Origin of the sequence: Gordonia jinhuaensis (genome assembly GCF_014639795.1) — a bacterium.
GTDB classification, from domain to species: Bacteria; Actinomycetota; Actinomycetes; order Mycobacteriales; family Mycobacteriaceae; genus Gordonia_B; species Gordonia_B jinhuaensis.
The window spans coordinates 179,694-201,184 of record NZ_BMGC01000005.1 but is presented as its reverse complement, the minus strand read 5'-3'; the positions used below and the strand labels follow the sequence as shown (position 1 = coordinate 201,184).

The window sequence follows — 21,491 nt, the reverse complement described above, 5'->3', positions numbered from 1 at the left end:
AGGACAGCATGACGCTGACTCCTCGGGGGCGACGACTGGCCATCGACGTGGGCACGGTCCGAGTCGGGGTGGCCACCTGTGATCCCGACGGCATCCTCGCGACGCCGGTGGAGACGGTTCGCCGATCCGACGACGGCTCCGACATCGATCGCCTCGTGGCGCTGGTGGACGAATACGATGCCGTCGGTGTGGTGGTCGGCAGACCGGTGACGCTGCGAGGCGAACGCGGGTCGTCGGCCCGCGACGCCGAGGGCTTTGCCGCGCGTCTGGCGGCGAAGATCACGCCGATCCCCATCGAGTCGTTCGACGAAAGACTGACCACGGTGACCGCCTCGCAGGCCATGCGAGCGGCCGGCCGCAACGCGAAGAAGCAGCGTGAGGTGATCGATCAGGCGGCTGCCGTTGCAATCCTGCAAGGGTGGCTCGACCTGCAACGGGCACGAGCTCGCCGGGCGTCCGATGAGGGGCGACCGGCGGGGATGGGGGATGAGAATCGGTGACTGACGACCCGCACGGCCATCACCGGCGGAGTCGCGGGGGGTATGAACCGCATGGTGCGCCCTCACCCGACGAGAATGCGCTGACCGAGGAGGAACGGCTCCGGTATTTCACCAGGTCGTCGCCGGCCGGGGTGCGGAGGCATCGCCGAGGACGGGACGAGGATCCCGACACGGGCAGCTTCGACTGGCGTGCACTGGCCGCCGAACGTGCGCGCGCTGAGCAGGCCCATGCGAGCGATGCCTCCAGGACGGCACCGCCGCGACGCGCCCAACCCCAGCGCATCGAACCGCAGCGTGGTCAGGGCCAGCGTGGCGCGCCCCAGCGCGGTGAACCCCAGCGCGGTCAGGCCCAGCGTTCCGAGCGGCAGCGGGCCGACGCCCGTCAGGGCGTGGACTGGTCTGCCCCTGATCGGTCTGCCCCTGATCGGTCTGCCCCCGACCGGTCTGTGCCCGATCCGACTGCACCCGATGTCTATGACTCCGGCCGGTATGTACTGGGTGCCTATCGCGGTGGCCCGGCCGTCGAGCCACGCCAACGGCTGGGCAACCAACACAACGCCGCGGATTCCGCTCCAACTGCTCCCGCCCCAGCCGGCACTCCCGCTCCAGCCGCTCCCGTCTCAGAACAGTCGAGTCCAGGCGCGTCCTCGCGTCGCCCGTCGCGTCGCGAGCGTTCCCGGCGCGGTGGTGGCGACACGGCTCGCTCGCCTCGGCGCAGACGTCGCAGCGTGGTGATCGCTCTGGTCGCCGTGTTCGTCCTCATCGTCGCCGGAGCGGGAACATGGGCGGGGCTGCGCGTCACGGGGTTCTTCGTCGACGACGCCGACTACAGCGACACCGCTGGTCGCGCCGACGTGCTGGTGGAGGTGCCCCAGAACGCGACGCTGACCCAGACCGGGACGATCCTCACCGACCAGGGTGTGGTGGCCAGCACCGTCGCCTTCACCCGCGCCGCGGGTGATAACACCGTCGACGCCGGCTTCTATCAGCTCCGCACGCACGTCTCGGCCAAGACCGCGGTGTCCATGCTGTCGGGCGATGACCATCGGGTGGGTCGACTCAACGTGCCGCCGGGCCGTCAGCTCGACTCGAAGCCCGGCATCGACGGGAAGACCACCCCGGGAATCTTCGCGATGATCGCCGATGCGAGCAGCTACACCCTCAACGGGCAGCGACACGGGGTGACCGTCGAACAGCTGGCCCAGGCCGCCGCGACCGACACGCCCGCCCAACTCGGGGTGCCCGGCTGGGCGACCGCACGGGTGCAGGCGCTGACCGGCGACCATCGACGGATCGAGGGACTCATCGCCGCGATGACCTTCGAAGCGCTCGACCCGTCTCTCGACGCCACGGGCGTGCTGCGTCAGATGATCACCGCGAGCGCCGCACAATTCGACACCTGGGGTCTGACCACACCGAACACGACCGGCCTGGATCCCTACGACACGCTGACCGCGGCGTCGGTGGTCGAACGCGAAGTGCCCGCCGGTGACTACGCGAAGGTCGCCCGCGTGATCGTCAACCGGCTCGGCGCCAATCAGAAACTGGAGATGGACTCCACCGCCAACTATGCGGCCAAGGTGCAGAACATCGACGTCTCCGGCGACAGCTACACCAGCGACAACAAGTGGAACACCTATCAGCATGTGGGGCTGCCGGTCACTCCGATCGGCTCGGTGGGGCAGGCCGCGTTGGCGGCCACCCGTGATCCCGCACAGGGCCGCTGGCTGTACTTCGTCACCATCGATTCCGGTGGCACCACGCTGTTCGCGGACAATTACGAGGAGCAGATCGCCAACCGCAGGCATGCATGTGCCAGCGGACTTCTGAAGACGGGGTGCGATGGCTGAGAACGAGCGAACGAGCGGTGACATGCCCAGCGGTGACGGTGCAAGTGGTGATGCGGCGAGCGGTGACGAGGCAACGGTGGCCGCACATGCACGGTCCAACGGTGACGGCGCAGCCCATCGAGCGGCCGTCGTGGGATCGCCCGTCGCACACTCGAAGTCCCCCGATCTGCACCGGGCCGGCTACCGCGAACTCGGTATGACCGACTGGAGCTACGACCGGATCGACTGCGCCGAGGACGGCTTCGCCGAGATGGTCGATCGGCTGCCCGCCGATGTCGTGGGTCTGTCGGTCACCATGCCCAACAAGAAGGCCGCGCTGGCCTACGCGACCGAGGTCACCGACCGGGCACGCGCGGTCGGTGCGGCGAACACGCTGGTCAGGACCGACACCGGCTGGCGCGCCGACTGCACCGACGTCGACGGTGTCACCGGCTCGCTGCGCGAGCTCGGCTACGACTCCGACCTGCGCGAGCTCACCGGGTCCACGGCAGTGCTGGTCGGAGCCGGTGGCACCGCACTGGCGGTTGTGCAGGCCCTCGCCGAGGCGGGCGTGGCTTCGATCGCGGTCGTGGCGCGCGACGCCGATCGGGCGGCCGGGGTTCTCGAGCTCGCGCGCGCACACGACATCGACACCCTGCTCGTCGAGTTCGCGCCGTCGACGCAGCTGCGGGCGCTGTGCGGCCGCGCCGCGGTCACCGTCAACACGGTTCCCGTCGCCGGGGTCGCGCCGCTCGTCGACGATCTCGCAGTGTCCGGGCGCGTACTCGACGTGATCTACGACCCGTGGCCCACCCCGCTGGCCGAGGCCGTCGAGGCACAGGGCGGTCTGGTGGTGGGCGGTCTGGTGATGTTGCTCAACCAGGCCTTCGGACAGTTCGAACAGTTCACCGGACGTGCGGCACCGCGGGAAGCGATGGCCGACGCGATCGGACTCTGATCCGCCTCTCCTGTCCACAATCGCCCACCTGTCCACAGGCTCGACCCCTGTCCGCGCGACAGGGCACCTCGACAGCGTCGCCATGCGCCACGATCGGCGCATGGATGTGGTCACTGCAAGCGTGGCGGCATGGCTGTGTCTGCTCTCCGTCACCGATCTGGTGTCGTTGCGGCTGCCCAACGTTGTCACGGTTCCCGGATGTCTGGCCGTGGCGGCGTCATCGGTACCGCACCCGCATGTGGGACTGATCGCCCTGGCGGTCACCGTGCCGTACCTGCTGGCGTGGTGGTTCGGCGGCTGTGGCGGGGGAGATGTGAAGCTCGTGTTCGTTCTGGGCGCGCTCGCCGGTGACCTGCTCACCGCGATGGCGGTGGTGGTCGTGGCGGCCGTCGTGACAGTGTGCGTCGTCGTCGGGATGCGCGTGTGCCGCCACGGAGGACGGTGTGTCGCCGCACACGGACCGGCGCTGGCGGTGGCCGCGGCCGCCCTGATTTTCTGACGTGGAAAGATGTGTAGTCGTGTTGCGCTGGACTACCGCAGGAGAATCGCACGGACCCGCTCTGGTCACCGTGCTCGAAGGCATGATCGCCGGCGTCGAGGTCACCTCCGCCGAGATCGCCGAGCAGCTCGCGCGCCGGCGCCTCGGCTACGGCCGCGGCGCCCGGATGAAGTTCGAGGCCGACAAGGTCACCGTCATCGGTGGCGTGCGGCACGGACTGACGCTCGGGGGCCCGGTGGCCGTCGAGATCGCCAACACCGAGTGGCCCAAGTGGCAGGAGGTGATGGCCGCCGATCCGGTGGATCCCGAGCAGCTTGCCGACGTCGCCCGCAACGCCCCGCTGACCCGGCCGCGGCCCGGCCATGCCGACTACTCGGGCATGCTCAAATACGGGTTCTCCGATGCGCGTCCGGTGCTCGAGCGGGCGAGTGCGCGCGAGACGGCCGCGCGTGTCGCCGCAGGCACCGTCGCCCGCAACTTCCTGCGACAGGTGCTCGGCATCGAGGTGCTCTCGCACGTGATCTCGATCGGCGCCACCAAGCCCTATGACGGTCCCACGCCGACCGCCACGGATCTGATCGCCATCGACGAGAGCCCGGTCCGGGCCTTCGACCCGACCTACGGCGAGGCGATGATCGCCGAGATCGACGCGGCCAAGAAGGACGGCGACACCCTCGGCGGCGTCGTCGAGGTGGTCGTCACCGGTGTCCCGGTGGGCCTGGGCACCCATGTCAACGGTCTGGATCGTCTCGACGCACGCTTGGCCGGCGCGTTGATGGGCATCCAGGCGATCAAGGGTGTCGAGGTGGGTGACGGGTTCGAGACCGCGCGACGTCGGGGCAGTCTCGCCCACGACGAGATCATCGCCGGACCCGACGGCGTGCTGCGCTCGACCAACCGCGCGGGTGGTATCGAGGGCGGTATGACCAACGGCGAGAGCATCCGTGTGCGCGCGGCGATGAAACCGATCTCGACCGTTCCGCGGGCACTGGCCACCGTCGACATGTCGACCGGTGAACCCGCGACCGCCATCCACCAGCGTTCGGATGTGTGTGCGGTGCCTGCGGCCGGGGTCGTCGCCGAGGCGATGGTCGCACTGGTCGTCGCGCAGGCGGCGCTGGAGAAGTTCGGCGGCGACTCGGTGACCGAGACCGCCGACAATGCGCGCCGTTACCGCGAGGCGATCGACGCGCGTATGGAACGGCCGTGACCACTGGCCCGTCGGGTGTGGTCGTCCTCATCGGGCCGATGGGGGCGGGCAAGTCGACGGTCGGTGCGCGCCTCGCGGCGTTGACCGGCACCGATCTGGTGGACACCGACCTCGAGATCGTCCGACGCACCGGCCGCACGATCCCCGACATCTTCGCCGCTGACGGTGAAGCGGGCTTCCGCGCCATCGAACAGGAGGTGGTCGTCGACGTCCTCGGACGAGGAGAGGGCGTCGTCGCACTCGGCGGCGGTTCGGTGCTCTCGGCGGTCGTGCGTGCGGCGCTGCGCGATCATCACGTGGTGTATCTCCAGGTCGACCCGTCGGTCGGGTTCATCCGGGCGCACGGGGGCGCTCGTCCGCTGCTGGCCGCGGTCGACCGCGACGATGCCCGGCGACGCTATGAGCAGATCCTGGCCGAACGTGCCGAGCTGTACCGGTCGCTGGCCTCGCAGATCGTCGACGGGGCCGACGCGGCCGAATCCGTCGCCGCCGCGATCGACGCCCACCGACGTAGGGCCGTCGCGCACGACACGACCAGCGGGCACGACACGACCATCACCCGAGATCGAGATCGCCCGACATCAGAATCCGACGCCGACCGGCAAGGAGCGCAACACCCATGAGCTCACGACCCGCAGACACTCCCACCACGATCACCGTCGGCGGTGAACATCCCTACGACGTGGTGATCGGTCGCGGCCTGCTCGACGATGTGGTCGCCGGGTGTCAGGGGGCGGATTCGGTGGCCGTGCTGTACCAGCCCACTCTGGCCCAGACCGCCGAGGTCATTCGAGAAGCGTTGGCCGACAAGGGTTTCGACGCCCATCGCGTAGAGATTCCCGATGCCGAGAACGGCAAGGACCTCTCGGTGGCGGCCTTCTGCTGGGATGTCTTCGGCCGGATCGGGCTCAAACGCAACGACGTGGTGGTGTCACTGGGTGGGGGAGCGGCCACTGACCTCGCCGGATTCGTGGCGTCCACGTGGATGCGCGGTATCGGTGTGGTGCATGTCCCCACGACCCTGCTCGCGATGGTCGACGCCGCAGTCGGCGGCAAGACCGGCATCAACACCGACGCGGGCAAGAACCTGGTGGGGACCTTCCATGAGCCGCGCGCGGTGCTCGTCGACATCAACACGCTCGAGACATTGCCGCACAACGAGATCGTTGCCGGGATGGCCGAGATCATCAAGACCGGCTTCATCGCCGACCCGGTGATCCTCGACCTGATCGAGGCCGATCCCGACGCGGCACTCGACCCGACCGGTCCGGTGCTGGTCGAACTGGTCGAGCGGTCCATCCGGGTCAAGGCGCGTGTGGTGTCGGCCGATCTGCGCGAGTCGTCGCTGCGCGAGATCCTCAACTACGGACACACCCTCGGCCACGCGATCGAGCGGCGCGAGCGCTACCAGTGGCGCCACGGCGCCGCGGTGTCGGTGGGGCTGGTGTTCGCCGCCGAGCTGGGTCGGCTGGCGGGTCGACTCGACGACGCGACCGCCGATCGGCATCGCGCCGTTCTCGCGTCGGTGGGTCTGCCGACCGCCTACGATGCCGACGCTCTACCGGTGCTGTTGGAATACATGGCCGGCGACAAGAAGAATCGCTCGGGGATGCTGCGCTTCGTGGTCCTCGACGGACTCGCCGACCCGGGTCGTCTGGAGGCGCCCGACCCGGCACTGCTGGCTGCGGCGTATTCGGCCGTCGCCCGCGAGGAAGACGGTCCGCGCGCCACCACCACATTCCTCTGACGAGATTCCTCTGGCGAGAGGAGTGTCGCCGGTCCCGGGACAGGGTCGGGACAGATCCCTGACCCCATCCTCAGGGGTGGTTGAGCGCCCCCTCGAGGGTGATCCCGATCGTGACACAGGCGGTGAACACCGGCCGGCGCATCTCGGTCTCGACGAACTGCACGGTCGTGTACAGCGGCGTCGATGATCGGTAGGTGTAGGTGATCACCCGGCGGAGGTCGACACATCCCCTGGGTGCCTTCAGCGTGACGACCGAACCGCTCACGATCGACCGGTCAAGTGGGTACGGGGTGGTGGTCTGCAGATGTCCGCCGACGATCGGCAGAGAGCCGTCCTTGGCCACCTTCGTGCCGGTGACGATGGTCGTCGAGAAGGCACCCACGCCGTCTCCGGTGTACATACCCAGATAGCTCCACGAGGTGCCTGCCGTGGCCGAGCGGAATCCGGTGAGCCGATAGTTCAGGTAGACGTCGGCGCCGGCCGGTGCGGTGACCGACCCGGCGACGGCCGCAATCCCGAGTACGGCTACCAGAGCCGCGCGCAGCGACCAGCGGGGCATCTGCCTGCGCCGACGCACTCCGGTGATGACATGCCGGTGGGTACGGTCCCGGTTCGTCGTCTGAACGGGTGTGCCCTCATCAGCCACTTCCGTCACAGGTGCGGCAAGCCTCACAATTCCCCCTCTGTCGGCATGCACGGATTATCGCGCAGATCGTGGCTTCGTTACGGGTGGACCGCCATGTCGGCAGACGGGCACCGACCGGGCGTCAGCCGTGCGCGACCTGTTGCCTGGACGCGTGCTCGGGATCGTCACCGGCGTTGTTGTGGGGGGCGTTGTCGTCGGGGGCGCCGTTGTCGGTCGCGTTGTTGTCGCCGGCCTGAGCGTGATGGTGTTCGCCGACGTTGCGGTACTGACGGCGCACGAGCCAGCGGCCGATGGCGGCACCGACCATGGCGGGCAGCAGGATCAGCAGCGCAACGAAGGATCCGCCGGCGACGATGTCGACGGCGAGATTGCCCTCACCCATGCCGGGCAGCGTCGTGCGTCCGAGAACCCAGCAGATGACGGAGGAGACGACTCCTGCGAACAGCCCGGCCTTGAGCCAGCGCATCAGCAGGTCGTTGTAGTCGTCGGGATCGGGATGGGCGCGCGCGTCGAGGATCCCGTCGATGCCACCCCAGCAGAACGCGATGAGCACGACCGCTGCGATCGCCGCGACCTTCCAATAGGTCCCCTCGAGCGGCCACTTCACGATGGCCAGCGCCAGCAAGACCCTGGCGACGACGTGTACGGCGGTCATAGCGAGACCACGCAGCAACCAAGCGACCATGGTCACAGAGCCTAACCGACGGTGACCCAGCCCTACCGTCACACCGCCGGATTGCGCTCGTCGCAGGCCCGGGGTGCCCGGCGGTAGCGTTGACCAGGTGACCACCGACTCCTCATCGCCCACGGCCGCCGAACCGGTCGACGGCGCCCGCACTCTCAGACCCTCATCTGACCGCATCGTCCACGACCACGGTGCCCGGCGAGAACGTCTGCGCTCGGTGATCCGTGAGCGTGAGCTCGGCGCCTTCGTGGTCGCCGACCTGCTCAACGTCGAATACCTCACCGGGTTCACCGGTTCGAATGCCGCGGTCATGATCGCCGCCTCCGGTGCCGACGACGACCACATCAGCACGGATGGCCGCTATCTCACGCAGGTCGCCGAGCAGACGCCGGACGTGCACGCGGTGATCGCCAGGGACTGTGTGGCGGAGTTGGTGGGCCTGGCCGGCGCCTCGGTCGAGGCGATCGGGTTCGAGGCGCACATCGTCACCGTCGCCGGGCTGCGCGATCTGCACGCCCGCCTGTCCGATACCGGGCCGTCGGATCGTCTGGTCGCGACGACGGGACTGGTCGAAGGGCTGCGTGAGGTGAAGGACCCCGGTGAGGTGGAGCTGCTGCGTCGCGCCTGCGCGGTCGCCGACGATGCTCTCGCGGCGATCTTGCCGACCATCGCCGCGGGTCGCACCGAACGCGAGGTGGCGCGCGCACTGGAGTGGGAGATGTTCGCGCGGGGAGCCGACGAGATCTCCTTCGAGACGATCGTTGCCGCCGGCGCGAACTCGGCCATCCCGCACCACCGCCCGACCGAGGCGGTGCTGGCCGCAGGTGATTTGGTCAAGATCGACTTCGGCGCCACCGTCGCCGGCTACCACTCGGACATGACGCGGACCTATGTCCTCGGTGAGCCGGCGGGGTGGCAGCGCGAGATCTACGAGCTGGTCGCCGCCGCACAGCGGGCGGGATCTGAGGCGATGGTGCCGGGCGCCGCGCTCGCCGACATCGACGCCGCCGCCCGGTCGGTGATCGACGCGGCCGGCTTCGGCGAGTACTACGTACACGGGCTCGGTCACGGGGTGGGACTGGAGATCCATGAAGCCCCCGGAGTCGGCAAGACCGCTACCGGTACACTTCCATGCGGTGCTGTGGTGACTGCTGAGCCCGGTGTCTACCTGCCCGGACGCGGCGGGGTGCGCATCGAGGACACGCTCGCGATCACCGACGCCGGCCGTGAGGTGCTGACGACGACCGGCAAGGCCCTGACCGTCCTGTGATGGCTCGCGGCACCCGACCGTCGACCCCTCACCGAGGGCCGCCTCACCCGGCGCCCTCACCGAGTACCACTCGGCACCCGACCAGCCCGACACCGACAAGGAAGTACATACGCGCGTGGCAACTACCGCAGATTTCAAGAACGGCCTCGTCCTGCAGATGGACAACGGACTCTGGCAGATCCAGGAGTTCCAGCACGTCAAGCCCGGCAAGGGTCCGGCCTTCGTGCGTACCAAGATCAAGAACGTCCTCAGCGGCAAGATCGTCGACAAGACCTTCAACGCCGGCGTCAAGGTCGAGACCGCGACGGTCGACCGCCGCGACATGACCTACCTGTACAACGACGGCTCCGATTTCGTCTTCATGGACGACGACACCTACGAGCAGTACCCGATCTCGCCGGAGACCGTCGGCGACGGCGCGCGCTTCCTCCTCGAGAACATGGGTGTGCAGGTCGCGATGCATGACGGCGCGCCGCTCTATGTGGAGCTCCCGGTCACCGTCGAGCTCGTGGTCCAGCACACCGATCCGGGCCTGCAGGGCGACCGGTCGACCGGCGGCACCAAGCCCGCCACGATGGAGACCGGCGCCGAGATCGCCGTGCCGCTGTTCATCAACACCGGCGACAAGCTGAAGGTCGACTCGCGCGACGGCAGCTACCTGGGCCGCGTCAACTCCTGACCAGCCAGCACGAGTATCGAGCCACCAGAGTATTGAGCAGCGACCAGTGACCAAGAAGTCCGGAACAAAGAAGCGCGGCACGCGCCACAAGGCGCGTCGGCGTGCCGTCGACCTGTTGTTCGAGGCCGAGGCCAAAGACGTCTCACCCCTCGACCTCGTCGAGCAGCGTCGTGAGTTGTTCGTCACCGACGACAGCATCGGCGCGATCAACGACTACACCGAGCGCGTGCTCAACGGTGTCGTCGCCGACAGCGACGAGGTGGACTCGGTGTTGTCCTCACATCTGGAGAAGTGGACGCTGCCTCGGCTCCCCGCGGTCGACCGCGCGATCCTGCGGCTGGCGACCTGGGAGATGTTCCATGCCGACGACGTCGACCCGCGTGTGGTGGTCGACGAGGCCGTCGAACTGGCCAAGGAGCTCTCGACCGACGACTCACCGGCGTTCGTCAACGGTGTGCTCGGTCGGATGCTGGGCCTGGCCGGGCAGGTGCGTGCAGCGGCCGCGGCACAGGCACCCGAGGAGCGCTCGGGGGATGCCGGCGGGAGTTGAGCCCCCGCTCTGCTGCCGGTCCCCGCTCCCTGTCGGGCGTTGCCGGTCTGCTAACGTCGACGTCGAACTTCTTCCTTTAAGAGCCGTCCTGTGAGGCGGAGAAGGAGGTCGGTGTGATCACACCTGCCCAGGGTGACGCGGATGCCGGTGCGTCGGGAGGTCGAATCCTCCTCGACGCCGCCGATGTCACCCGCACCATCGCCCGTATGTCCCACCAGATCATCGAGAAGACCGCGCTGGACTCGCCTCAGGCGCCGCCGGTCGCGTTGGTCGGGATTCCCACCCGCGGCACCCATCTGGCCCATCGGCTGGCCGCGAAGATCGCCGAGTTCACCGGTGTGACCGTTCCCACCGGTTCCCTCGACATCACCCTCTATCGCGACGACCTACGCGCCCAGCCCCACCGCGCTCTGGGGCTGACGACCCTGCCCGAGGGCGGCGTCGACGGAGTGGTGGTGATCCTCGTCGATGACGTCCTGTACTCAGGTCGTACCGTGCGCGCCGCACTCGACGCGTTGCGTGACCTCGGCCGTCCGGCCGCGGTCCAGCTGGCGGTCCTCGTCGATCGCGGACACCGCGAACTGCCGATCCGCGCCGACTATGTCGGCAAGAACGTCCCCACCTCGCGCAGCGAGGATGTCGAGGTGCATCTGATCGAGGAGGACGGCGTCGACGAGGTCGTCCTGCGACCGGTCGAGCGCGCGCAGCGGACGGCAGGGCATGCGGCGAGAGAAGAGGGATTGTGATGCGTCACCTGCTGTCGGTCGCCGATCTCGATGCTGATTCGGCCACTGCGCTGCTCGACGAGGCGCAGCGGTTCGAGGAAGCATTGAGGGGCCGCGAGATCCGCAAGCTTCCCACCCTGCGCGGGCGCACGGTGATGACGGTGTTCTACGAGAACTCCACACGTACCCGGGTGTCGTTCGAGGTGGCCGGGAAGTGGATGAGCGCCGACGTCATCAACGTCAGCGCCTCGAGTTCGTCGGTGAACAAGGGCGAATCACTGCGCGACACCGCCAAGACCCTCTACGCCGCGGGCGCCGACGCGTTGATCGTGCGTCATCCGGCGTCGGGCGCCGCACATCAGATCGCCGCCTGGACCGACGACAACGGCCGCGGGCCCGCGGTCATCAACGCCGGTGACGGCACTCACGAACATCCCACCCAGGCGCTGCTCGACGCGCTCACGCTGCGCCAGCGTCTCGGCTCACTGACCGGGCGGCGCATCGCCATCGTCGGCGACATCCTGCACTCCCGGGTCGCGCGCTCGAATGCGCTGCTGCTGCGCACACTCGGCGCCGATGTCGTGTTGGTCGCGCCGCCGACACTGCTGCCGGTCGGTGTGTCGCAGTGGCCGGTGGAGGTGTCCCACGATCTCGACACGATCCTGCCGACCGTGGACGCGGTGATGATGCTGCGCGTCCAGGCGGAGCGGATGAACGGCGGATTCTTCCCCAGCTCACGCGAGTACTCGGTGCGGTACGGGCTCAGCGAACGCCGGGCGGGGCTGCTGCGCGACGACGCGGTCGTCCTGCACCCGGGTCCGATGCTGCGCGGTATGGAGATCGGCTTCTCGGTGGCCGATTCGCCGCGTGCGGCGATCTTGGCGCAGGTGACCAACGGTGTCCACGTGCGGATGGCGGTGCTCTTCGGACTGCTGGTCGGCACCGAGAACGGAGGTGCGGTATGAGCGATCTGGTGATCCGGGCGGTGCGCCCCTACGGGGAGGGCGACCCGGTCGATGTGCTGGTCCGCGACGGGATGATCGCCGCGATCGGTGCCGGGGTCGCCGACGACGCCACCGACACCGATACAGACACCGAGGTGATCGACGGGGGCGGTGGAGTATTGCTGCCCGGCTTCGTCGACATGCACACCCATCTGCGTGAGCCGGGGCGCGAGGACACCGAGACCATCGCCAGCGGCTCGGCGGCTGCAGCGCTCGGCGGATATACGGCCGTGTTCGCCATGGCCAACACCGACCCGGTCGCCGACAGTGTGGTGGTCACCGACCACGTGCACGCCGTCGGACGGCAGGTCGGCTTGGTCGACGTGCATCCGGTCGGGGCGGTCACCGTCGGGCTCGGCGGTACGCAACTGGCCGAGATGGGCACGATGGCCGCCGGCACCGCCGGCGTCCGGATGTTCAGCGACGACGGCAAATGCGTCCACGATCCGCTGGTCATGCGACGCGCGCTGGAGTACGCCCGCGGACTCGACGTGCTCATCGCCCAGCATGCCGAGGAGCCGCGGCTGACCGTCGGCGCGGTGGCCCATGAGGGTCCCACCGCCGCACGGCTGGGCCTGACCGGCTGGCCCCGCTCGGCCGAGGAGTCGATCGTGGCACGCGATGCGATCCTCGCCCGCGACGCGGGCGGGCGCGTCCACATCTGCCACGCATCCACCGCCGGCACCGTCGAGATCCTGAAATGGGCTCGTGCGCAGGGTATTTCGATCTCCGCAGAGGTCACCCCGCATCATCTGCTCCTTGATGACTCGCGGTTGGAGACATATGACGCGGTGAACAAGGTGAACCCGCCGTTGCGGGAGGCGTCGGACTGTCGGGCGCTGCGCGAAGCCCTGGCCGAGGGCGTTATCGACTGCGTGGCAACCGATCACGCACCACACGCGGCACAGGAGAAGTGTTGTGAGTTCGCCAATGCGCGACCGGGCATGCTCGGGCTGCAGACCGCATTGCCGATCGTGGTGGAGACGATGGTGACCCCGGGCCTGCTCGACTGGCGTGGTGTGGCGCGCGTGATGAGCGAACGCCCGGCGCAGATCACCCGGCTGCCCGACCAGGGCCGCCCGATCGCGGTGGGCGAACCCGCCAACCTCACCATCGTCGATCCCGAGACCTCGTGGGTGGTGCGCGGCGACGAGCTGGCCAGTCGATCCGCCAACACCCCCTATGAGGAGATGACGATGACGGCCACCGTCGTCGCCACCGTGCTGCGCGGCCGGATCACCGCCCGCGACGGCCACGCAGCTGTGCCGGCCGACGGGATGGAGACGCTGTGACAGGCGCGATCGTCGCCGTCGTGGTCATCCTTCTGTGGCTTGGTGTCATCAGCCTGATGCTGCGCGGCTGGCGCAACCGGGGACGCCGCCAGGCCGACCAGATCGGCGCCTTCCCACCGGTGCCCGCCGATCTCGGCGCACCGGAGCTCGGTCCCGACACCGGCCTCTACGTCGGGTCGACCATCGCGCCGAGCTGGCAGGACCGGGTGGCGGTCGGCGACTACGGCGACCGCGCGTCGGCCTCGATCGCGCGCTACGACGACGGCATCCTGATCGACCGCACCGGCGCCAGCCCCATCTGGATCCCCGAGGATGCGATCGTCGCGGTGCGCACCGAGCGCGGTCTGGCGGGCAAGGTCATGACCGCAGACGGCGTGCTGGTGATCCGGTGGACGTTGCCCACCGGCACCGAGATCGACTCCGGCCTGCGCGCCGACGACAAGACCATCTACCCCGCATGGGTGAGCCACCGCCGAGCCCGGGCGGAGCGACCCACCGACACGGCCCACTCCGACGGGTCGGCAGACGAGAACGGAAGAACCCAATGAGTTCGACAGTGTCCCCGGCAGTGCTGGTGCTCGAGAACGGTCAGCGCTTCACCGGAGTGGAATTCGGGGCGCGCGGGCAGACCCTCGGCGAGGCGGTCTTCTGCACCGCGATGACCGGGTATCAGGAGACGCTCACCGACCCGAGCTATCACCGGCAGATCGTGGTGGCCACCGCACCGCAGATCGGGAACACCGGCTGGAACCGCGAGGACGGCGAGAGTCACGACCCCGCTGCGGCACCCGGCGACGAGACCGGACGCATCTGGGTGGCCGGGTACGCGGTGCGCAACCCGACGCGACGCGTGTCGAACTTCCGCGCCACCACCTCGCTGCAGGACGAACTGGTCGAGCAGGGGATCGTGGGCATCGCCGGCATCGACACCCGCACGGTGGTGCGGGTGTTGCGCGAACACGGTTCGATGCGCGCGGGCATCTTCTCCGGCGACGCGCTCGCCGAGCCCGACGAACTCCTCGAGCGGGTGCGCACCCAGCCGTCGATGGCCGGCGCCGACCTTGCCGGCGAGGTCAGCTCGCCCGTCGACTATGTGATCTCCCCCGATGGTGAGCCGCGCTTCACCGTGGCCGCGATCGACCTGGGCATCAAGACCAACACGCCCCGGATGTTCGCCGAACGCGGCGTGCGCGTGCACGTGCTCCCGGCGTCGGCGACCCTGTCCGACATCACCGCCCTCTCACCCGACGGTGTGTTCCTGTCCAACGGTCCCGGCGACCCGGCCACCGCCGACCACGCGGTGGAACTGACCCGCGGCGTGCTCGGCGAGGACATTCCACTGTTCGGCATCTGCTTCGGCAACCAGATCCTCGGCCGCGCTCTGGGACGGTCGACCTACAAGATGAAGTTCGGCCACCGCGGCATCAACATCCCGGTCATCGACCATGCGACCGGGAAGGTGTCGATCACGGCCCAGAACCACGGCTTCGCCCTCGAGGGGTCGGCGGGCGAGGAATTCGACACCGACTTCGGCCGAGCGCGGGTGAGCCACGTCTGCGCCAACGACGGCACCGTCGAGGGCGTCGAATTGTTGTCCGGCCGAGCGTTTTCCGTCCAGTACCACCCGGAGGCAGCGGCCGGCCCGCACGATGCCGCCTACCTCTTCGACCGTTTCGTCGCTGTGATGCAAGGGGAGAACGCCTGATGCCACGCCGTACCGATCTCTCGCACGTCCTCGTGATCGGCTCCGGCCCGATCGTCATCGGCCAGGCCTGCGAGTTCGACTATTCCGGCACCCAGGCGTGCCGCGTCCTCAAGTCCGAGGGGCTGCGCGTGAGCCTGGTCAACTCCAACCCGGCCACGATCATGACCGACCCGGAGTTCGCCGACGCCACCTACATCGAGCCGATCACCGCCGAATACGTCGAGAAGGTCATCGAGGCCGAACGCGACGCCGGACACCCGATCGACGCTGTGCTGGCCACCCTGGGCGGTCAGACCGCACTGAACACCGCGGTGGCCCTGCATGACCGCGGATCGCTGGAGAAGTACGACATCGAGCTGATCGGCGCCGACTTCGACGCGATCCAGCGCGGTGAGGACCGGCAGATGTTCAAGGACATCGTCGCCAAGGTCGGCGGCGAGAGCGCCCGCTCGGCCGTGTGCCACACGATGGAGGAGGTCCACGAGACGGTCGCCGAACTCGGCTACCCCGTCGTGGTGCGCCCGTCGTTCACCATGGGCGGGCTCGGCTCGGGTATGGCCTACGACGAAGAGGACCTCGATCGCATCGCCGGTGGCGGCCTGGCCGCCTCGCCGACCGCGAACGTCCTCATCGAGGAGTCGATCCTCGGGTGGAAGGAGTACGAACTCGAGCTGATGCGCGACAACCGCGACAACGTGGTGGTCGTCTGCTCGATCGAGAACGTCGACCCGGTCGGCGTGCACACCGGTGACTCGGTGACCGTGGCACCGGCGATGACGCTGACCGACCGCGAATACCAGAAGATGCGCGACCTCTCGATCGCCATCCTGCGCGAGGTCGGCGTGGACACCGGCGGCTGCAACATCCAGTTCGCTCAGGACCCCACCGACGGCCGCCTGATCGTCATCGAGATGAACCCGCGCGTCTCGCGGTCCTCTGCGCTGGCGTCCAAGGCAACCGGCTTCCCGATCGCCAAGATCGCCGCGAAACTCGCCATCGGCTACAGCCTCGACGAGATCACCAACGACATCACCAAGCAGACGCCGGCCTGCTTCGAGCCGACGCTGGACTATGTGGTGGTCAAGGCGCCGCGCTTCGCCTTCGAGAAGTTCCCCGGCGCCGACGACACGCTCACCACGACGATGAAGTCGGTGGGTGAGGCCATGAGTCTGGGACGCAGCTTCGCCGAGGCGCTCGGCAAGGTCATGCGCTCGCTGGAGACCAAGGCCGCCGGGTTCTGGACTGAGCCGCGCGAGGAGATCGCCGACCTCGACGAGTACGTCGCGTCGCTGTCGGTGCCCAAGGACGGCCGGCTCTACCGGGTGATGGCCGCACTCGACGCGGGTGCGAGCATCGACAGCATCTACGAGGCCACCAAGATCGACCCGTGGTTCCTGGCAGAGATGGCAGGCATCGGGGAGGTCGGCGCGATGGTCCGCGATGCCGACGAGCTCGACGAGACGCTGCTGCGTCTCGCGAAGTCCACGGGACTGTCCGACCGACAGATCGCGGCGTTGCGCAACGACTTCGCCGACGAGGACGCGGTACGCGAATACCGGTGGGGGATGGGCGTTCGGCCCGTGTACAAGACCGTCGACACCTGCGCCGCCGAGTTCGAGGCACGCACGCCGTATCACTACTCCACCTACGAACTCGACCCCGCGGCGACCACTGAGGTCGCACCCCAGACCGAGCGCCCCAAGGTGCTCATCCTCGGCTCGGGTCCCAACCGCATCGGGCAGGGCATCGAGTTCGACTACTCATGTGTGCATGCGGCGCTGTCGCTGAGCGACGCCGGATACGAGACCGTGATGGTCAATTGCAATCCCGAGACGGTGTCCACCGACTACGACACCGCCGACCGCCTGTACTTCGAGCCGCTGACCCTTGAGGACGTGCTGGAGGTCTACCACTCCGAGTCGCAGTCGGGCACCGTCGCCGGCGTGATCGTGCAGCTCGGCGGTCAGACGCCGCTGCGCCTGGCCAAGGAGCTCGAGCAGGCCGGGGTACCGATCGTGGGCACCTCGCCCGAGGCCATCGACCTCGCCGAGGACCGCGGCGAGTTCGGCACGGTCCTCGACAAGGCCGGCTTGCCTGCTCCCGCCTATGGCACGGCGACCTCCTTCGAGGAGGCGCGCCAGACCGCGCAGCGCATCGGCTATCCCGTGCTGGTCCGCCCGTCCTATGTGCTCGGCGGACGTGGCATGGAGATCGTCTACGACGAGAAGTCCCTGCAGGACTACATCTCCCGTGCCACCGAACTGACCCCCGATCACCCGGTCCTGGTGGACCGCTTCCTCGAGGACGCCGTGGAGATCGACGTCGACGCGCTGTGCGACGGCGACGAGGTCTTCATCGGCGGGGTGATGGAGCACATCGAGGAGGCCGGCATCCACTCCGGTGACTCCGCCTGTGCGCTGCCGCCGGTGACGCTGGGTCGCAGCGATCTCGAGGCCGTGCGCCGGTCCACCGAGGCGCTCGCCAAGGGCATCGGAGTGAAGGGGTTGCTCAACGTCCAGTACGCCCTCAAGGACGACATCCTCTACGTGCTCGAGGCCAACCCGCGGGCCAGCCGCACGGTGCCGTTCGTCTCCAAGGCGACGGCGGTGCAGCTGGCCAAGGCCTGCGCGCGGGTGATGATGGGCGCGACCATCGCCCAGCTGCGCAGCGTGGGACTGTTGCCGGCCTCCGGTGACGGACTCGAGACACCCGAGGACGCCCCGATCTCGGTGAAGGAGGCGGTGCTGCCGTTCAACCGGTTCCGCGCCGCCGACGGCAGCGGGGTGGACTCGCTGCTCGGGCCGGAGATGAAGTCGACCGGTGAGGTGATGGGGATCGACGCCGATTTCGGGCGCGCCTTCGCCAAGTCGCAGACCGCGGCCTACGGTTCGCTGCCCGAATCGGGACAGGTCTTCGTGTCGGTGGCCAACAAGGACAAGCGCGCCATCATCTTCCCCGTCAAGCGGCTGGCCGATCTCGGCTTCTCGGTGCTGGCCACCGAGGGCACCGCTGCGGTGCTGCGCCGCAACGGAATCGAGTGCACCACGGTGCGCAAGCAGTTCGAGAGCGCCGAGGGGGAGCAGACGATCGTCGATCGCATCCGCGCCGGCGACGTGGCGCTGATCATCAACACGCCCTACGGCAATTCGGGTCCGCGCGTGGACGGCTACGAGATCCGCAGCGCCGCGGTGTCGAAGAACGTCCCGTGTGTCACCACCGTGCAGGGTGCCAGCGCAGCGGTGCAGGGTATCGAAGCCGCGATGAACGGTGGTATGGGTGTGTTGTCACTACAGCGACGTCACCTGGCGATGGGAGCGCAGCGATGACCTTCGCATCGCAGTACCGTGCGGCGGTCGCCGACCGCGGCCGGTTGTGTGTGGGTATCGACCCGCATCCGGGTCTGCTCGAGCAGTGGGGGCTGCGTGCGGATGCCGACGGGCTCGCCCGGTTCGCCGACCGCTGCGTGGAGGCCTTCGGCCCCACCGCCGCGGTGATCAAACCGCAGGTCGCCTTCTTCGAGGCCTACGGCTCGGCGGGGTTCGCCGTTCTCGAGTCGGTGATCGCGAGATGCCGTGACCACGGCGCTCTGGTGCTCAGCGACGCCAAACGCGGTGACATCGGGTCGACGATGACCGCATACGCACAGGCGTGGCTCGGTGCCGACGCCCCGTTGAGCTCCGATGCGGTCACGGTCTCGCCCTACCTCGGCTTCCGCGCGCTGACGCCGGTCCTGGAGCTGGCCCAGCGCAACAACCGCGCGATGTTCGTCCTGGCACGCACCTCCAACCCCGAGAGCGTCGCCGTGCAATGCGCGCTGTTCGAGGGGCAGACCGTGTCACAGGGCGTGGTCGACGAGGCGGCCACGATCAACGGTGACGGCGCCGCGACGGTCGGAGTCGTGGTCGGCGCGACCACCGCGCAGTACCGGGTTGACCTCTCCGAGGTGGGCGGACCGATCCTCGCACCGGGACTCGGTGTCCAGGGCGCACGGCCCGAGGACCTCCCTGAGCGCTTCTCGTCGGCCGACCGCAGCTGGCTGCTGCCGGCGGCCTCCCGCTCGATCCTGGCCGCCGGACCCGACGTCGACGCGCTGCGGGCCGCCGCAGCCACCACCCGCGACGCCGTCGAGGCCGCACTGGGCTGACCGACCGCCCGGGCTGATCGGCCGCTTGCTGCCCACCGCACCGGCGAGGACACCCAGCGTGTTCGCCGGTGCCTGTGTGCGCCCCGGGACCGTGCGAGGTGACCGTCACATCGGCACGCCACGACGACCCTGTCACACCCTGGACGTGCAGTTCCTCGCCGTCCGAGGCGGTCGGAACGGCCGCGTCGACGCAGGTCTCGACCGCGACGGGAGGCCCGCGGGCGCGCGACACGCGCAACGGTGCGCCGCGGACTTCGACTTTTCCCGGCGGCTGCCGGCGTCGGATCGCACGCCACGTCCAGCACATTCCGTGTCAATCGCCCGAAACCGGGCACCGCAGCGAAAGTGCTTGCCGTTCACCGTGATTCGACGCCGCCATGGTGTGATCCGGTGATCGGCGGCCCGTGGTGACAGACACCCGGCCGGGAGCCGCGGCGAGGCCATACAACACGCGTTGTCGTGGGCTTTTGACGGGGTGGGCGTGGCAAATCGCAGTTCACGTGGGTACGGTCGCAGTCGCTGCCCTGATGGGCGGTGTAGGAGTTTCCACAGAATGAAAACGGAGGAACCGTGGCTCTTCCCCAGTTGACCGACGAGCAGCGTGCCGCTGCATTGGAGAAGGCTGCTGCCGCTCGGCGCGCCCGCGCAGAGCTCAAGGAGCGTCTGAAGCGTGGCGGTACCGATCTCAAGCAGGTTCTCAAGGATGCAGAGACCGACGAGATTCTCGGCAAGATGAAGGTCTCGGCACTGCTCGAGGCCCTGCCGAAGGTGGGCAAGGTCAAGGCTCAGGAGATCATGACCGAGCTGGAGATCGCGCCGACCCGTCGTCTGCGCGGCCTCGGTGATCGACAGCGCAAGGCGCTGCTCGAGAAGTTCGATCAGAACTGACGCACGAGGTCACGATCCGGCGATGACGTCCGACCCGAGCGCCGCGCCGTCCACCAGGACGCATGCGGACATGTCAGACATACAGCCCGGACAGAGGGGTCGACTGGTGGTACTGGTCGGCCCCTCTGCCGTCGGCAAATCCAGCGTGGTGACGCGGGTGCGCGAGCTTCTCCCGCAGATGTACTTCTCGGTCTCGGTGACCACCCGGTCACCGCGCCCCGGCGAGGTCGACGGTCGCGACTACCACTTCGTCACCGCGCAGAAGTTCGACCAGATGATCGCCGACGACGAGCTGCTCGAATGGGCGGAGATCCACGGCGGGCTGCAGCGGTCGGGTACGCCGTCGGCGCCGGTGATCAAGGCGATCGAGGCCGGCACGCCGACGCTGGTCGAGGTCGACATCGCGGGTTCGCGCAACATCGTGGCGAAGATCCCGACGGCGATCACCGTCTTCCTCGCGCCGCCGAGCTGGGATGAACTCGTCGCCCGCCTCACCGGCCGCGGTACCGAGAGCCCCGAGGTCATCGAGCGCCGTTTGGCCACCGCGCAACACGAACTCGCCCACACCGACGAGTTCACTCACGTGCTGGTCAACGACGATGTCGACCGAGTCGCACATGAGTTGGTATCCTTGCTGGTCGGACACGATCACAATGGACACGATCACTCGGACCGCACACGCTGACGCCGGTGACCGCACCCCGTGGTCCCCGGCGCGTCGCGGCCCCGCACGTGACGCCCGCATTCGGGTCGGACACCCGTACAGCCCTCGTCGGCCAGCCGTCGGCGAGCGCCCGCCATCATCGAATGCCACCGCCACCTCACCGTGGCAACGCACCAAGGAGTCTCGCGTGAGCACCACCACCGACACCGCGTCGACCTCGATCCACGACGCACCCCCGTACGACCCGCCGGAGGGTCTGACCAACCCGCCCATCGACGAACTCCTCGAGCGAGTCTCCTCGAAGTACGCGCTGGTGATCTTCGCGGCCAAGCGTGCCCGTCAGATCAACGACTACTACAACCAGCTCGGCGACGGCATCCTCGAGTACGTCGGCCCGCTGGTCGAGCCGGAACCGCAGGAAAAGCCGCTGTCGATCGCCATGCGCGAGATCCACGCGGATCTGCTCGAACACACCGAAGGCGAGTAGGGCTCACCG

The 21,491-nt window shown here is 68.6% G+C and carries 22 protein-coding genes; 20 read left to right on the top strand and 2 right to left on the bottom strand.

Features of this window, described 5'->3' with window-relative positions:
- The first annotated feature begins 8 nt into the window (after positions 1 to 8).
- The 7 genes from ruvX to aroB all read left to right on the top strand — a co-directional run bounded on the left by ruvX (position 9) and on the right by aroB (position 6,743).
- The gene (gene ruvX / locus IEW22_RS05855) at positions 9 to 500 is read left to right on the top strand and encodes a Holliday junction resolvase RuvX (RefSeq protein WP_188585646.1); all 492 of its coding nucleotides are present in this window, start codon (positions 9 to 11) and stop codon (positions 498 to 500) included.
- Positions 497 to 2,350 (top strand): endolytic transglycosylase MltG, encoded by a 1,854-nt coding sequence (locus IEW22_RS05850; protein WP_188585645.1) that lies wholly within the window; start codon positions 497 to 499, stop codon positions 2,348 to 2,350. Before ruvX ends, IEW22_RS05850 begins: the two co-directional genes overlap by 4 nt.
- Positions 2,351 to 2,372: 22 nt before the next feature.
- Positions 2,373 to 3,287: a shikimate dehydrogenase gene (locus IEW22_RS05845; RefSeq protein ID WP_188585644.1), complete on the top strand. Its 915-nt coding sequence runs from the start codon at positions 2,373 to 2,375 to the stop codon at positions 3,285 to 3,287.
- Positions 3,288 to 3,387: 100 nt separating this feature from the next.
- Positions 3,388 to 3,786, top strand: coding sequence for a prepilin peptidase (locus IEW22_RS05840; protein ID WP_188585643.1), 399 nt, complete (start codon positions 3,388 to 3,390; stop codon positions 3,784 to 3,786).
- 19 nt (positions 3,787 to 3,805) lie between these two features.
- Positions 3,806 to 4,996 carry a chorismate synthase gene (aroC, locus tag IEW22_RS05835; RefSeq protein WP_373284133.1) on the top strand — a complete coding sequence of 397 codons (1,191 nt, stop codon included), beginning with the start codon at positions 3,806 to 3,808 and terminating at the stop codon, positions 4,994 to 4,996.
- Positions 4,993 to 5,619, top strand: coding sequence for a shikimate kinase (locus IEW22_RS05830; RefSeq protein WP_229742207.1), 627 nt, complete (start codon positions 4,993 to 4,995; stop codon positions 5,617 to 5,619). The genes aroC and IEW22_RS05830 overlap by 4 nt, the downstream gene beginning before the upstream one ends.
- A complete protein-coding gene (gene aroB, locus IEW22_RS05825) occupies positions 5,616 to 6,743 on the top strand; it encodes a 3-dehydroquinate synthase (protein WP_188585642.1) in 1,128 nt (375 codons plus the stop codon). The genes IEW22_RS05830 and aroB overlap by 4 nt, the downstream gene beginning before the upstream one ends.
- Before the next feature lie 70 nt (positions 6,744 to 6,813).
- Here aroB and IEW22_RS05820 read toward each other — a convergent pair whose 3' ends face one another.
- Entirely contained in the window at positions 6,814 to 7,302 is a 489-nt protein-coding gene (locus IEW22_RS05820) for a hypothetical protein (protein WP_229742206.1), read from the bottom strand.
- 208 nt (positions 7,303 to 7,510) lie between these two features.
- Positions 7,511 to 8,074 carry a B-4DMT family transporter gene (locus IEW22_RS05815; protein ID WP_188585640.1) on the bottom strand — a complete coding sequence of 188 codons (564 nt, stop codon included), beginning with the start codon at positions 8,072 to 8,074 and terminating at the stop codon, positions 7,511 to 7,513.
- A gap of 175 nt (positions 8,075 to 8,249) precedes the next feature.
- On the opposite strand from IEW22_RS05815, the gene IEW22_RS05810 reads away from it, so the two are divergent.
- The 13 genes from IEW22_RS05810 (at position 8,250) to rpoZ (ending at position 21,482) form a co-directional block, all read left to right on the top strand.
- Positions 8,250 to 9,344 carry a M24 family metallopeptidase gene (locus IEW22_RS05810; protein ID WP_188585685.1) on the top strand — a complete coding sequence of 365 codons (1,095 nt, stop codon included), beginning with the start codon at positions 8,250 to 8,252 and terminating at the stop codon, positions 9,342 to 9,344.
- A 115-nt stretch (positions 9,345 to 9,459) separates the two neighbouring features.
- Positions 9,460 to 10,023: an elongation factor P gene (efp, locus tag IEW22_RS05805; protein ID WP_188585639.1), complete on the top strand. Its 564-nt coding sequence runs from the start codon at positions 9,460 to 9,462 to the stop codon at positions 10,021 to 10,023.
- Positions 10,024 to 10,069: 46 nt separating this feature from the next.
- Positions 10,070 to 10,573 (top strand): transcription antitermination factor NusB, encoded by a 504-nt coding sequence (nusB, locus tag IEW22_RS05800; RefSeq protein ID WP_188585638.1) that lies wholly within the window; start codon positions 10,070 to 10,072, stop codon positions 10,571 to 10,573.
- A gap of 116 nt (positions 10,574 to 10,689) precedes the next feature.
- Positions 10,690 to 11,319: a bifunctional pyr operon transcriptional regulator/uracil phosphoribosyltransferase PyrR gene (gene pyrR / locus IEW22_RS05795; RefSeq protein WP_188585684.1), complete on the top strand. Its 630-nt coding sequence runs from the start codon at positions 10,690 to 10,692 to the stop codon at positions 11,317 to 11,319.
- Entirely contained in the window at positions 11,319 to 12,263 is a 945-nt protein-coding gene (locus tag IEW22_RS05790; RefSeq protein WP_188585637.1) for an aspartate carbamoyltransferase catalytic subunit, read from the top strand. The genes pyrR and IEW22_RS05790 overlap by 1 nt, the downstream gene beginning before the upstream one ends.
- Positions 12,260 to 13,594: a dihydroorotase gene (locus IEW22_RS05785; RefSeq protein WP_188585636.1), complete on the top strand. Its 1,335-nt coding sequence runs from the start codon at positions 12,260 to 12,262 to the stop codon at positions 13,592 to 13,594. Before IEW22_RS05790 ends, IEW22_RS05785 begins: the two co-directional genes overlap by 4 nt.
- 56 nt (positions 13,595 to 13,650) lie before the next feature.
- Positions 13,651 to 14,142 carry a PH-like domain-containing protein gene (locus tag IEW22_RS05780; protein WP_229742218.1) on the top strand — a complete coding sequence of 164 codons (492 nt, stop codon included), beginning with the start codon at positions 13,651 to 13,653 and terminating at the stop codon, positions 14,140 to 14,142.
- An 8-nt stretch (positions 14,143 to 14,150) separates the two neighbouring features.
- Positions 14,151 to 15,299, top strand: coding sequence for a glutamine-hydrolyzing carbamoyl-phosphate synthase small subunit (carA, locus tag IEW22_RS05775; RefSeq protein ID WP_188585683.1), 1,149 nt, complete (start codon positions 14,151 to 14,153; stop codon positions 15,297 to 15,299).
- Positions 15,299 to 18,625, top strand: coding sequence for a carbamoyl-phosphate synthase large subunit (gene carB / locus IEW22_RS05770; protein ID WP_188585634.1), 3,327 nt, complete (start codon positions 15,299 to 15,301; stop codon positions 18,623 to 18,625). Before carA ends, carB begins: the two co-directional genes overlap by 1 nt.
- Positions 18,622 to 19,443: an orotidine-5'-phosphate decarboxylase gene (gene pyrF / locus IEW22_RS05765; protein WP_188585633.1), complete on the top strand. Its 822-nt coding sequence runs from the start codon at positions 18,622 to 18,624 to the stop codon at positions 19,441 to 19,443. Before carB ends, pyrF begins: the two co-directional genes overlap by 4 nt.
- A gap of 570 nt (positions 19,444 to 20,013) precedes the next feature.
- Positions 20,014 to 20,331 carry an integration host factor, actinobacterial type gene (gene mihF, locus IEW22_RS05760; protein WP_188585632.1) on the top strand — a complete coding sequence of 106 codons (318 nt, stop codon included), beginning with the start codon at positions 20,014 to 20,016 and terminating at the stop codon, positions 20,329 to 20,331.
- 70 nt (positions 20,332 to 20,401) lie between these two features.
- Positions 20,402 to 21,016 (top strand): guanylate kinase, encoded by a 615-nt coding sequence (gene gmk, locus IEW22_RS05755; protein WP_188585631.1) that lies wholly within the window; start codon positions 20,402 to 20,404, stop codon positions 21,014 to 21,016.
- Positions 21,017 to 21,182: 166 nt separating this feature from the next.
- Positions 21,183 to 21,482, top strand: a complete 300-nt coding sequence (rpoZ, locus tag IEW22_RS05750) for a DNA-directed RNA polymerase subunit omega (RefSeq protein ID WP_188585630.1) — start codon at positions 21,183 to 21,185, stop codon at positions 21,480 to 21,482.
- The last annotated feature ends 9 nt before the right edge of the window (positions 21,483 to 21,491 follow it).

What these genes read in the sequence shown, in the direction of transcription:
- ruvX (WP_188585646.1), top strand. Translation starts at nt 9, where the DNA reads ATGACGCTGACTCCTCGGGGGCGACGACTGGCCATCGACGTGGGCACG.
- IEW22_RS05845 (WP_188585644.1), top strand. Translation starts at nt 2,373, where the DNA reads ATGCCCAGCGGTGACGGTGCAAGTGGTGATGCGGCGAGCGGTGACGAG.
- IEW22_RS05840 (WP_188585643.1), top strand. Translation starts at nt 3,388, where the DNA reads ATGGATGTGGTCACTGCAAGCGTGGCGGCATGGCTGTGTCTGCTCTCC.
- aroB (WP_188585642.1), top strand. Translation starts at nt 5,616, where the DNA reads ATGAGCTCACGACCCGCAGACACTCCCACCACGATCACCGTCGGCGGT.
- IEW22_RS05820 (WP_229742206.1), bottom strand. Translation starts at nt 7,302, where the DNA reads ATGCCCCGCTGGTCGCTGCGCGCGGCTCTGGTAGCCGTACTCGGGATT.
- IEW22_RS05815 (WP_188585640.1), bottom strand. Translation starts at nt 8,074, where the DNA reads ATGGTCGCTTGGTTGCTGCGTGGTCTCGCTATGACCGCCGTACACGTC.
- IEW22_RS05790 (WP_188585637.1), top strand. Translation starts at nt 11,319, where the DNA reads ATGCGTCACCTGCTGTCGGTCGCCGATCTCGATGCTGATTCGGCCACT.
- IEW22_RS05785 (WP_188585636.1), top strand. Translation starts at nt 12,260, where the DNA reads ATGAGCGATCTGGTGATCCGGGCGGTGCGCCCCTACGGGGAGGGCGAC.
- IEW22_RS05780 (WP_229742218.1), top strand. Translation starts at nt 13,651, where the DNA reads ATGCTGCGCGGCTGGCGCAACCGGGGACGCCGCCAGGCCGACCAGATC.
- carB (WP_188585634.1), top strand. Translation starts at nt 15,299, where the DNA reads ATGCCACGCCGTACCGATCTCTCGCACGTCCTCGTGATCGGCTCCGGC.
- pyrF (WP_188585633.1), top strand. Translation starts at nt 18,622, where the DNA reads ATGACCTTCGCATCGCAGTACCGTGCGGCGGTCGCCGACCGCGGCCGG.
- gmk (WP_188585631.1), top strand. Translation starts at nt 20,402, where the DNA reads ATGTCAGACATACAGCCCGGACAGAGGGGTCGACTGGTGGTACTGGTC.